The sequence below is a fragment of the Chloroflexus sp. genome, from assembly GCF_034432675.1.
GTDB lineage: Bacteria > Chloroflexota > Chloroflexia > Chloroflexales > Chloroflexaceae > Chloroflexus.
In genome coordinates this window covers 1-12066 of the sequence record NZ_DAOUBI010000157.1, presented here as the reverse complement: position 1 = coordinate 12066, position 12066 = coordinate 1, and the positions used below count along the sequence as shown (strand labels likewise).

At 59.4% G+C, this 12066-nt stretch carries 12 protein-coding genes; 3 read left to right on the top strand and 9 right to left on the bottom strand.

Annotated features, from left to right (window positions below; all coding sequences use genetic code 11):
• Nucleotides 1-184 precede the first annotated feature (184 nt).
• Together VAE55_RS11805 and VAE55_RS11800 are read right to left on the bottom strand one after the other, a co-directional pair.
• Nucleotides 185-2878: a beta-galactosidase gene (locus VAE55_RS11805; RefSeq protein WP_322815981.1), complete on the bottom strand. Its 2694-nt coding sequence runs from the start codon at nt 2876-2878 to the stop codon at nt 185-187.
• Between the two features lie 39 nt (nt 2879-2917).
• The gene (locus VAE55_RS11800; RefSeq protein WP_322815980.1) at nt 2918-4828 is read right to left on the bottom strand and encodes a glycoside hydrolase family 31 protein; all 1911 of its coding nucleotides are present in this window, start codon (nt 4826-4828) and stop codon (nt 2918-2920) included.
• Between the two features lie 408 nt (nt 4829-5236).
• Between VAE55_RS11800 and VAE55_RS11795 the strand changes: the two genes are divergently transcribed.
• Both VAE55_RS11795 and VAE55_RS11790 read left to right on the top strand, forming a co-directional pair.
• Nucleotides 5237-6256 (top strand): LacI family DNA-binding transcriptional regulator, encoded by a 1020-nt coding sequence (locus VAE55_RS11795; protein ID WP_322815979.1) that lies wholly within the window; start codon nt 5237-5239, stop codon nt 6254-6256.
• 54 nt (nt 6257-6310) lie between these two features.
• Nucleotides 6311-7417 carry an ABC transporter ATP-binding protein gene (locus tag VAE55_RS11790; RefSeq protein WP_322815978.1) on the top strand — a complete coding sequence of 369 codons (1107 nt, stop codon included), beginning with the start codon at nt 6311-6313 and terminating at the stop codon, nt 7415-7417.
• A gap of 72 nt (nt 7418-7489) precedes the next feature.
• Here VAE55_RS11790 and argC read toward each other — a convergent pair whose 3' ends face one another.
• The 7 genes from argC to VAE55_RS11755 form a co-directional block, all read right to left on the bottom strand.
• A complete protein-coding gene (gene argC / locus VAE55_RS11785) occupies nt 7490-8491 on the bottom strand; it encodes an N-acetyl-gamma-glutamyl-phosphate reductase (protein WP_322815977.1) in 1002 nt (333 codons plus the stop codon).
• A 374-nt stretch (nt 8492-8865) separates the two neighbouring features.
• Nucleotides 8866-9276 (bottom strand): DUF2237 domain-containing protein, encoded by a 411-nt coding sequence (locus VAE55_RS11780; RefSeq protein ID WP_322815976.1) that lies wholly within the window; start codon nt 9274-9276, stop codon nt 8866-8868.
• A 472-nt stretch (nt 9277-9748) separates the two neighbouring features.
• Nucleotides 9749-9997 carry a tetratricopeptide repeat protein gene (locus VAE55_RS11775; protein WP_322815975.1) on the bottom strand — a complete coding sequence of 83 codons (249 nt, stop codon included), beginning with the start codon at nt 9995-9997 and terminating at the stop codon, nt 9749-9751.
• The gene (locus tag VAE55_RS11770) at nt 9931-10242 is read right to left on the bottom strand and encodes a hypothetical protein (protein WP_322815974.1); all 312 of its coding nucleotides are present in this window, start codon (nt 10240-10242) and stop codon (nt 9931-9933) included. Before VAE55_RS11770 ends, VAE55_RS11775 begins: the two co-directional genes overlap by 67 nt.
• Nucleotides 10243-10358: 116 nt before the next feature.
• The gene (locus VAE55_RS11765; RefSeq protein WP_322815973.1) at nt 10359-10640 is read right to left on the bottom strand and encodes a hypothetical protein; all 282 of its coding nucleotides are present in this window, start codon (nt 10638-10640) and stop codon (nt 10359-10361) included.
• Nucleotides 10641-10664: 24 nt separating this feature from the next.
• Nucleotides 10665-11132, bottom strand: coding sequence for an NB-ARC domain-containing protein (locus VAE55_RS11760; RefSeq protein ID WP_322815972.1), 468 nt, complete (start codon nt 11130-11132; stop codon nt 10665-10667).
• 200 nt (nt 11133-11332) lie between these two features.
• Nucleotides 11333-11722, bottom strand: coding sequence for a hypothetical protein (locus VAE55_RS11755; protein WP_322815971.1), 390 nt, complete (start codon nt 11720-11722; stop codon nt 11333-11335).
• 129 nt (nt 11723-11851) lie between these two features.
• Between VAE55_RS11755 and VAE55_RS11750 the strand changes: the two genes are divergently transcribed.
• Nucleotides 11852-12066 (top strand): hypothetical protein (locus VAE55_RS11750; RefSeq protein ID WP_322815970.1); only part of this gene is annotated, 215 nt, incomplete at its 3' end.

The following is a 12066-nucleotide window of genomic DNA, read 5'->3' as shown; positions in this document are numbered from 1 at the left end:
TGCATAACAAGCGGGTACGGCAATCCATCCAGCACGTGCTGGCACGGCTGGAGCGCACTCTGCCAACGGACCAGTTGCTCACAACAGCACCCATAGCGATCATCCCCGCTGATACGCACGTGGTTGACACCAGGTATGGGTAATGCATAGCGTGCAGCACGGGAGAGGGGCCGGGGGTGAGGACTTACCCCTCATACACCAGCTCAAGCGCACCGCTCCGCGCCTGCTCGACGAAGAGCAGCAGTTCGTTCTGTGCCGTCAGCCATGACACCGGCAGCTTATACTCCTCTTGTGGCCCAATCTGCCAGAAACGCCCGCAATTTTGGCCGTTGAGCCAGATTTGGCCTTTGTCGAGCGTGCCGGGGCGCACTGCCAATCGGCGCAGATTCACCGGCAGGTCACTGCGTGCAAACACAGCCTGTACGAAAGCGGGACCGGTTGGCGGAGCCGGTTGATCGCTCACCGTCACGCCGGCCCGGAAGCTCCAGCGCACCGGTAAGGGCCGGTCGGCGTCGTAGCTGATAAGGGTCGCTCGCCATGGTGCTCCGGCGTAGTTGAGAATTTGCAAGGCCAGCGTGTTGATCCCCGGTCTAAGCAGGTCGGTGATGTCGGTGGCGATGAAGCCACCGCTGCGGTGGCGACTGAAACGCTCGACGGCAATGCCGTTGACGAAGAATACACCCGAATTGCGGTCGCCAGTGATGTGGACGCGGTAGCGTCTGCCGGCAACAACTTCGATGGTGCGGATCAGCCAGACCATCGGCCCCGACCAGGCAAAGCGACCGAGATGTACGTTGACTGCATCAGGGCGGGCCGCCCATGGCTTGACGTTGGCAACGACTTCACCGGCGAACTGCACCTCTTGCCAGTAGGCCGCCCAACCGTCCGAGATGTCGGCCTGAGCGCCATCAAGGTACAGGGGCGCCAGTAATCCTTTTCGTTCCCCCAGATTCAAGCCGTAATTGAAACGGCCCAGATTATCGACCAGCAGCCGCAGATCGTGCCGACCGGCAGGCAGGCTGAGGGGCAGCGTGTAGCGTGGCCCATGCGGATGCACACCAAGGACGCCGATAAATTCGCCGTTGAGCAACACAAGGGCGCGGTCGTTGAGTTCGGGTACAGCCAGGACGGTATCTAACGGCGCGGTCAAGTCTACTTCCGCTCGATACCAGCCGTAGCCATACGGGCAGCCGATCTGTTCGAGAGGGGCAGGGCCGGGAATCGGCTGCCAGTCAGTGTTGGCAGTCGCTTCTAGCACTGCAAAGGCGCGGGTAGGCAACATCGTGCGTTGAACCGGCGCGGCTACCGGAAACGGTTGACTACCGTAGCGTTCGGCCAGACGTTGTGGCAGCAGCTCGATCAACAAAGCGTGATCATCCCAGGCCACTTCAATCCGGCGTCCGTCAGCCGTAATCCAGTACTCGATCTGGAGCGTCTGATCGCGTAAACGCACTCTGGCCGTCAGTCCGGCATCATTGGCGTGAATGCCAACCGGTGGACTGGGAAGCTGCAAGCTCAGTTTGCCCTGCTCGCCCTCGTTGCCGTAGATAACCAGCGTGCCCTGATCGGGCCAGTAACCGAGGATGCGCCCGGTATGGCCGGTGATGGTAATCCCGCTCTCACCCAACGGCAGATTGGCAAAGATAGGCCGGATACTCGTTGGCTCAACTTCGACACTCAAGTGTTCGCCATCAGGCAGAAAGACCTCGTAACTGGCCGCTTCCAGACCGGGATTCATCAGGAAGGTGGCACAGAAATGTTGCCACGCGGGTGGCGCCGAAGGGCCGGTGCGCACGGTACGGTACGGCTGGGCACCGCCCTCACTCCGTCCGGCAACAGCCATCGGCGCAATCACCGTCATCCCGCCGGGGAGCGCATCGGCCAGCACTGCCGAAAGGTCGGCTCCGAAACAGCTCAGGAAGAGATGATGGCGGCGGGCAACCAGCGCCTTTGCGGTCAGTCGACCATACTCATCCACTGGAGCGTCATAGTCGTAGCTGGTCGTCATATGGATCAGGTCACCGCCGACGGTACGCCCACCCCAGAAACCGAAATTGGTACCGCCGGCCCACATCCAGTGGCTGAAACCGGCACATCCCACAGCGGTAAGCTGGTGGAGAGTCATATCGAGTTTGGCCGCCGTCTTACGGGTCTGGCGATGACCGCCCCAATTGTCGAACCAGCCACTCCACAACTCCGACACGATCAGCGGATTATCAGGCCAAAGCTGGCGGGTCTGCACCAGCTTCTCGGCAATCCCACTCCAGCCATTGCGAAACTCTGGATAGCCGGGCATCGCCCCCATACAGGTGTACTGCGGAACAACAATACCGCGCTCTAGTGCGGCCTGAGCCAGTGTCTGTTGATGCGTGTCAGCTCCGTACACCCCCGACGCCCAGTGCTCATTCTCGATCTGGCAGAGAATAATCGGGCCGCCGTGCGGATACTGGCGCGGCACCAGGATCGGCATCAGCGTATCGAACCAGCGCAACACCGCATCGCGGAACGCCAGATCATCGCTGCGCAAACGCATATCACCGCTGGCCGTCAACCATGCCGGCAAACCACCATTCTCCCATTCGGCGCAGATGTATGGGCCGGGGCGCACAATCGCTTTCAGGCCCAATTCGTGACACAAATCGAGAAACGCCCCCAAATCGGCTTCCTCGCTAAAATCGAACACACCGGGTTGTGGTTCGTGCCGGTTCCACGGGATCACCGTATCAATGGTATTGAGACCGGACCAGCGCGCCTGTTCGAGCAGTGGTCGCCACTCGGCCCGCGGCCAGCGAAAGTAGTGGACACAACCGGAGAGCAGATAAAAGGGTTTTCCATCAAGCTCGATACCGTTACGATGAACGCGAACGGAGTGCTGCATATACACCTCACAGCTCTGTTGTTTATGGGATTGACCGGTTCATTGGCCCGACGGTTCATCCTGTCGCTCGAAGAGCGGCATCTGCTCAAGCGGCGCCGGTACATCGGTGAGAGCGACTGGCCCTTGATGAACCGCACCACTCCAGTAGTCACGCCAGACTCCTGCCGGCAGGTAGACATCGCGCCGGCGCTGACCGGGGCGGACAACCGGCGCCACCAGATAGCGAGCACCGAGCAGGAACTGATCATCGCAATGCAATGCCTGCGTATCCGTTGGCGCGTACCAGAAGAGGGGGCGTACAAGTGGTGTGCCATCGCGCAGATTCTCTTCGATCAGCGTTGCCAGATACGGCGTCAGATCAACGTGGAGTTGCGCATACTGGCGGCAAATAGCGTCAACCTCGGCGCCGTACTGCCACGGGTGAACGCTGAATTGCATCGTTGGCAACAACGCACAGAGTTGCGTCCAGCGCACCATCAGCTCGCCATCCGGCACCTCATCCTGATACGCATTCCCGCCGATCATATCCGGCAGCACAAATGGATATCCACACAGACCGAGCGTCAGCGCCTGCGTCAGCACACTGTGCAGACCATTATCAATCCCCCAGCGACTCCACTTATCCCACTCGCGGTAGAGAATGCCACGCCGCTGACCGCGCCAACCGACGCGCACCTCGGTATAGGCAAAGTGATCGGCCACAAATTCGGTGTAGCGGTCGGCATAGCGACGGCGCGGCTCGCGCACGTAACAGATGGCGTCAGGCGGGATAAAATTGGCTTCACCGGCATCAAACTTAAACCCATCGACCCCGGTCTCTGCCTGAAGAGCACGTAGTTCACTGAGCCACCACGCCACCGCTTCAGGATTGGTCATATCGAGCACACCGCCGTAGCCCTGCCACCACCGCACCAGATAAGGTGCATTATCGGCGGGATGACGGATCAGATACCCGCGCCGCGCCGCGACCGCAAAGGCCGGGTCAGCCGGATCGAAAAACGTTGGTGTCCAGAGCGTCACCTTAAAACCGGCTGCGTGCAGCTCATCCACCATCGCCCGCGGATCGGGGAACTTCCGCGGATCGAACACATACGCCCCATAGCCCCGTTGCCAGCGATCATCAATCTCCAGCACCGAGTAGGGATAACCACGGGTAACGATCTGAGCTGCAAAATCGGACACATCCCGTTGGGTGACCGACATCTTATAATGTGCCCAGGTCGTCCAGATCGGGCGGCTAAACAACTCCAGCGGCGGAGCAGCGGCCGGTCGGCCCAACAGCGGCAGTGCCGTGTAAAATGCAGCGGGCGCATTGGCCGCCAGAATCACCTGGGCAACCAGTGCCGGGCCAGGCGCGGCATAGCGTTCATCGAAGCCGAGCGTAGGCGGCGGTGGCGCCTCGCGCACAGTGATACGCAACAACTCATCACCGTCGCGGTTCATCGTCACTGCCAGCTCTCCATCACCCTCTTCCAGCCAGATCGCAGCCCCGACCGCATTCATCCAGAAGGGAGTTGCGATATTTAGCGTGCCGTCACGACCATGGTCAATTGGCTCAAATGGATCGGAAATCACCACTCCACGGTCGAGCGGCCAGTGCTGAAACACGCGCTCACCCATACCGTACCAGGGGCCTCCTGGTTCAAGCTGCCATTCAACCCGCAGTGCCGGCAGATTGGGCGGGCCAGACCAGATCAAGCGAAAGCCGATAGGCGTTGTCTCAATTGTCAGGCGCAGTATCACCTCTGGGCGCGTGGTCGCGTAGTGAAGACGAGCCTGATGCTCGGTAACATCAGCACTCACAACACCGGTAGTCGGTATATCCGTACCGTATGCATGTGCTGTTACTCCTCGACAGCACAAGATCGTGCGGCCTTCGTGAGTAAAAACGATCTGACCGTGACCATCGAACGTAGCGGTACCGGCTGGGCCGTGAATGACATGTTGCATGACCGTATCTCCATATCACTTCAGTACACGCACTGATGATACCAGATAGCGGCGAGTACGGGGTGAACTCTGGAGAGCGATAGGATATTTTCACCACAGCTACTGAATTGATTGCTTTTCCCGCGCATCATGTGCGTGTCGCGGCGTTTGGCGTGCGGCAGCCATGCTGCCGCAACAGCCGTGCTTGGTGTCTGGCGCGTGTCACGTTGTTCATGCTGCCGGTCACGGCAATGCTGTGTGTGCTCGTCACGATCATGAGATGATTAACGAGATAACTTCTACCACCACATCCTCTGTTGGATCCTCCGTGTCTCTAGTGAACTCATCCCTTGACATCAACACCTCCGCGTGCTATACTTCACTTAATCGATTAACCGCTTAATCGTTTAACTAACGAGCGAGAAGACCGTGGCTACGATCAAAGATGTTGCACGCCGGGCGCAGGTATCAACCGCAACCGTCTCCTATGTCCTCAACGGGACCGGTGTGGTCAGTGAACCAACCCGGGCGCGCGTCTTGGCCGCGGTCGCCGAGCTGGGGTATCAACCCAACCACAGTGCGCGTGCCCTGCGCACCCGCTCGCACACCATCGGCATTGTCGCTCCCGGCATTGCCGGTCGTCTGGCCGACCCGGCGACTGCCGAACTCCTGGCCGGTTTGAGCGAGGCAGCCACCACCGCCGGCTATTGCCTGTTGATTGCATCCCCCACTACTGCCGAATCCGAAGACGAACTGGCGTTGCGACTGGCCCGTAGTGGTCGAGTTGATGGTCTGGTCATCTTCGATATCCGTCGCAACGACGAGCGGCCAGTGCGTCTGGCGGCTGCCGGCGTTCCCACCATTGCCATCGGTGCGCCGACTCCCGGTCTCTCCTGCCCGGTTGCCGGTTTTGATCTCCGGGCCGGCGCTGAACAGGCCGTCAATCACCTGGCGCGGCTCGGTCATCGTCGCATTGCCCTCATCACTGCCGCCTCTGATCTCAGTGTGAGCGAACATTTCTACACTGGTTACCGGGCAGCACTCCATGCCCATGGCCTTCGCCGTGAAGCGGCCCTGGTGATCGAAGCCGGAAGCAGTGAAGACGATGGCGTCAATGCAATGCAGGAGCTGCTGGCAATGCGGACACCACCGACAGCAGTGCTGGCGGCGTCTGATACGCTCGCCTTTGGTGCCATGCACGCCATCCGCGATGCCGGTTTGACAGTGGGGAAGGATGTTTCGGTTGTTGGTTGTGATGATTTGCCCCTGGCCGCCCATACCTATCCGCCGCTTACCACGCTCCACGCTCCACATCGCGAGCTTGGTACAGTGCTTGCCCGGCATCTGATCGGGCTGGTTGAACGGCGCAACGTGCCGGATGTAACCCTCCTGCCGTTACGCCTGATTGTTCGTCACTCCACCGCTGCGCCGGTGCGTGCAGCCGGTTGAGGAATATATCGGTTCTTGTGGTGAGGCGTCTCGCCTCATAAAAGGAGTCAGAAAATGGCCTCGATTAAGTATGACCACGTCTGGAAGCGCTTCGGCGAAGTAACTGTGCTCAAGAATCTCGACCTTGACATTACCGACGGTGAATTTCTGGTGCTGGTAGGTCCTTCGGGCTGCGGAAAGTCAACCGCTCTCCGCTGTCTGGCCGGCCTGGAAGAGATCACCGAGGGCCGCATCTTCATCGGTGACCGTGATGTGACCGACGTGCCACCCAAGGATCGCGACATCGCAATGGTCTTCCAGTCGTATGCGCTCTATCCCCACATGAGCGTCTACGACAACATGGCCTTTGGTCTCAAACTCCGTCGCGTTCCCAAAGCCGAAATCGACCGCCGGGTAAAGGAAGCGGCAGAGATGCTGAGCATCGGCCACCTCCTCGACCGCAAACCAAAAGCGCTTTCGGGTGGTCAGCGCCAGCGTGTTGCGTTGGGCCGCGCCATCGTCCGCGATCCCGCCGTCTTCTTAATGGACGAGCCACTCTCCAACCTTGACGCCAAGCTGCGCGTGCAGACCCGCGCCGAGATCAGCAAGCTCCACCAGCGCCTCAAGACCACCTTCATCTACGTCACCCACGACCAGACCGAGGCGATGACCATGGGGTCACGTATTGCCGTCATGCGTGATGGTATCTTGCAGCAACTCGACACACCCCAGAACCTCTACAATCACCCGGCCAACATGTTCGTGGCCGGCTTTATTGGCAGCCCGGCGATGAACTTCTTCGAGGCGCGCCTGGAACGTACCGATGGCGGGGTGAGTGTGGTTGTCGGCAAAGATTTTGTCCTGCCGGTACCGGCAAGCAAGCTCGATCACGTCAGCAGCCACATCGGTAAGAACGTCTACTTCGGCATTCGCCCCGAAGACCTGCACGATGCGCATTTCGTGCCCCGTGGCGTTGATGAACGGGCAAAGGTTCACGCAGCAGTTAACGTGGTTGAGCCAATGGGAGCCGAGATCTACGCCTACGTTGAGAGTAGCGGCAAAGAGTTTATTGGTCGCTTCGATCCGCGCTCGAACGCTCGCACCGGCCACACTATCGACGTGGTCTTCGACATGGAGAAGATGCACATCTTCGACCGCGAAACCGAAAAGGCATTGACGTAATTCTGCTAAAGAACTGACCGGGGCAGGAACAAACCCTGCCCCGTAATAGTCTACTGCACCCAGTGGTGCAGTTTACCCCATCAGCCCCGCCGTCTCGGCAAACCCCAGCAGCAAATTCATATTCTGCACTGCCTGTCCGGCGGCCCCCTTTACCAGATTATCGATCACCGCCACCAGAATCGCCCGCCCTGGCTCAACCATCTGATAACCGATCACCACATGATTCGTGTGTTGCACGTGGCGCAGCTCCGGCAACCGTCCGCCCGGCAAGACATGGACGAAAGGCTCAGCCGCATAGGCATCGGCATAGACTGCGGCCAGCGTTGCCTCGTCAACCTCCGGCTTTAAGTTGACATAAATTGTTGAAAGGATGCCACGGAAAACCGGCAGGAGATGGGGGGCGAAGATGATATGCAGGCCGGTCTCCTGCTCCATTTCGGCCAGATGGCGATGGACGCGCCCAATATTGTAGGCGCTGAACGTTTCGTGGGTTTCGCCGAAGTGGGTCTTGAGCGACAGCGAGCGACCGGCGCCGGAGACGCCTGACTTACTATCAACAATCACCGTCGAGTCGGCAAGCAGATCGGCGCGCACCAGTGGCACCAGCGGCAGAATGGCGGTCAATGGATAACAGCCGGTATTGGCAACCAACCGCGACTGCCGGATTCGCTCGCGATGTAGCTCCGGCAATCCATACACAGCCTGAGCGAGCAACTCCGGTGCCGGATGTTCCTTTCCGCGCCGCGCAGCGTAGACCTGCGGATCACTGATGCGAAAGGTGTCGGAGAAATCGACCACTCTGGCACCCGCAGCCAGCGCTCGTTGCACGATGGGAATCAAATCGGGGGTGTTGTGGGGGAGACAGGCAAAGACGAGATCAACCGTCGCCGGATCGACCTCCTCCACCGCGGTCAATCGCAGATCGCTCAGGATCGGAAAGACCTCGCTCAGGCGCTGCCCGGCAGTAGAGCGAGCGGTTGCAAAGCCTATCTCAACCTCCGGGTGGCGGGAGAGCAGTTTGATCAGCTCAATCCCGGTGTACCCGGTTGCGCCATAGATACCGACACGGGCCATTGGTGCGCTCCTTGTTCAATGAACGAATACCATCTCGTTCATTGTACCGTACTCTCTACCACGTGCGATCAGGCGCGATAGCGATCACAGCCGGGTGAATCTGGCCAAGCCGACGCAAGAACTTCAGAAAACGGGTAAACATACACATGCTCCTCTCGCCGACAACCGTACATCTGTGCGTGACGCTTCCCCAAGGCGCATCAATCCACAACGGGACGTCATCGTTCGCACACGCTGCTTCACGCAGGCGCAAGCCGGACAGAACCGGCGGATGGACGGTCATCTTCTCTGCTGATGCGCCATCTACAGCATAGCATAGCTCCGTTAGACCGGCATCAGCCGAAAGGTAGAGATGTGTTAACGCGGCGATCAGACTACACCGTGCCCGCGTCTTCCGGCACATCCAACGCATGTGCCAGCAGCACTGCCCGCGGAATCACCGTCAGCGCAGCTTCGTGGGTTGCCGCGAGGATCACAGGCGGCGCAACGCCGGCCTCATAGGCTTCCAGCCAGCGCAGCGCACAGAGACACCACCGATCACCCGGCTTCAGCCCTGGAAAGCGATATTCGGGTCGGGGCGTGATCAGGTCATTGCCACGGGCACGGCTAAAACGCAAAAACTCCGCCGTGACCTGCGCACAGACAACGTGCAAACCGACATCGTGCGGCCCGGTGTCACAACAGCCTGTCCGAAAAAAACCGGTCAGCGGTTGCTGACTGCACAGTGCCAGCGGGCCACCCAACACATTACGAGCCGCTGCTGGTTCCCTGCCATTTATTGACATAAACAACTCCTGGATAACAAAGAGCATCTGCTGTATGTTCAGGGTGCATATCGCAACCCCTTCGTTTCCTTCATGGTACCAGCAAACAGCGTGCGTGTGGCCCATAAGCCGGTCGTTCAATGGCAGAGCAGGGAACGGCGCTGTAGAACATATTTCCTACAAGCCGTGAGGAGGACTAGCGCACGCCGAACTAGGTGCCGCGCCCGCGCATTATGCACGTGTTGCGCAGTTTGGCGTGCGGCAGCCATGCTGCCGCACCAGCCGTGCTCGCGATCCGGCGCGTGGCCGCCGCTGACCACGCTGGTCACGGGGATTAGGCTCTAGCGTTTCGCCCTACGCTGCTCAAGATGTGGAACAGTAACTCTACAAACGAAGGTTTCTGGCGGTTCTATCGGGTATATTTTAGTGAAACATATCGGATGCTATGTTGCACTAGAAATGCCACCACTGGAGAAGTGATGACGAGTTCTACTTACTCTGTGTTCAGGTCTGTCAGATTAGTTCGGATGATGCGAGTATCCGGGTGGTCGGGGCCGAGGGTACGTTCGTATATCGCCAGCGCCCGTTCATAAAGCGGGCGGGCTACCGCATACGACTCCTGCACATAGAGCAACCGGCCGGTTGTCGTGAGCAGTCGGGCCGTCAGCGTCTCTGCTAACTGATCCGCGTGCCGGCACAGCTCCTCCAGATGTGGCCGGTAGGGTATCCCCACCAGCGGCATCCGATCAGGTCCTGCTCATCTATCACTGCCAGCATTGCCGTCACGGTGGCAGTGAAAGTCACTGCCGGTTCTGGATCACGGCCGAAAGCAGCAACCAGGCGATGGAGCTGTATCTCACGCTGGTCAATTAGCCCAACTGCCCGCAGCCGACGCAGGGCCGGATCGGGAGACTGACCGTCGCTCAACGCGGTCAAGAGCTCCTCTGGTACCGGTAGCGCTGCCAGCCAGGCCAGTCGGTGGAACATGGTCAGCGCTGCGGCATCCTTCTCTGGGGTAAGCTGCTCATAGCTCAGGGTCAGTGCGGCAGCAACGCTGCGCTAATATTTGGTTGGCAGGCCGGCGTCAGCCGCCATCGCATCAGTCAGCGCCGGGTCGGCCAGTAACGATTCCTGCAACCGCCGGTGATAGTCGGCCAGCGCCAGCCGCGGTTTGGCGGCCAGATAGGCACCGGCCAGCGCCAGCGCCAGGGGCAGGTCTCCAGCCCATCACAGATCGCATCGGCAGCCGCCCGCTGCTGCGGATCGGCCAGCCATGCCTCAATCTGCCGAGCCTGCTCATACGCCTGCTGCCGACCCTGTTCATAAGCTCGTGGTTTCAGCAAAACCTGATAGCTCGCCGACCGATCCAGCGGACGCAACGGCAATTCGGTGACACCATCCGTTGCCCGCTAGTCACCGCGCCGGCTGGTGACCAGCACCTGCGCACCACCAGTGTTGGGCCGCCACTGCGCCAGCAGTTCCCTGTCCTCCAGGTTATCGAAGATGATCAGGCGACGCACCGGTATCGCCCACGCCCGTTTGACGCCAGCCACCCGATCCTCCAGGCTTAACCCGTCCCAACCGGGCAGGTTCAGCTCATCAGGCCCGCCGCAGAGTGCTACCTGGACCTGGATGTCATCAGGGTTGGTCATCGACAGCCAGAAGACTCCACCGGGAAAGTGGTCGCGGAGCCGGTGAGCACACTCGCCAGCCAGTTGGCTCTCACCCACGCCGGCCATCCCACTAATCACCACCGTCACCTGCTTATGACCGCACACCAGTCGTTCGAGGCCGGCAAGCTCTTTATCCCGCCCCCGGAAGAGCGGGTTAGGCCGGTAGGGAACCATAAATGGTACATTATCACGGTATGCTAGCATTGTTATTGATGTTACTCAAGGAATATCCCAAATGCATGGAAAACTATATCACATCACCGTGCGTGTTGTAGTCCGGTGATGCATGCATGGAATGCTGGCAGAGCTGGGGCGGAGACACGATCAGAACGCCTCGATGCAGGCTTCTGCGTCCCCTTTCCCGCGCTGTGGAAGCGGGGTCGGGGGTGAAGGTGTGATGCCTCCTACCCACCAGCCCGCAGTCGTCTGACGATATACCACAGTGCTGCCGCGGCCATCAGTGCGCCGGCGATACCGGCATACGCTATCTCAGCGGGTACGAAACTGATCAAAACGCCAACCAGCAACTGAATAACCGCGAGTAGCAGCGCCATCATCAACGCCCAGCGTCGTTCATGCCAGAGACCAACCGCGCATACCAGCAGCAGCATAGCGAATACCAGCGAAGGTACACCGAAGAACACAATCCCGACCTGCGCAGCCAGCCCCTCCATCCCACGCCCTGATAGATTAATCAGGTCAACATTAAGGTTGATCAGCCCGAAGATTGCCCACAGCACGCCGTACCCACCAACAATGATTGGAAATAAGCGGCTCTGCTGAGCTCGATTCATTGCAACCTCCACAATTGAGAATGGAACGAAGTTTTGTTGATTGAACATTTATGTCAAATTAAGTGTCGGCCATACGGAGGAAAAACTTATTTCATATAACGCTGTACTGTCGCGCTCTAACAACCATCTGTGGTGCTATCACGCGCTGGATTGGTTGCCTTGCTCGCTCATCATCCGCGTGTCGCGACGTTTGGAGTGCGGCAGCCATGCTGCCGCGCCAGCCGCACACACGATCTGGCACGTGTCAGGTCGTTGACCCGGCTGGTCACGCGAATGCCGGGTGTCCTCGTCACGATCATGGAAGCGGTCGGCATTGAATGTGATACCTTCCTAGTAGATGTTTT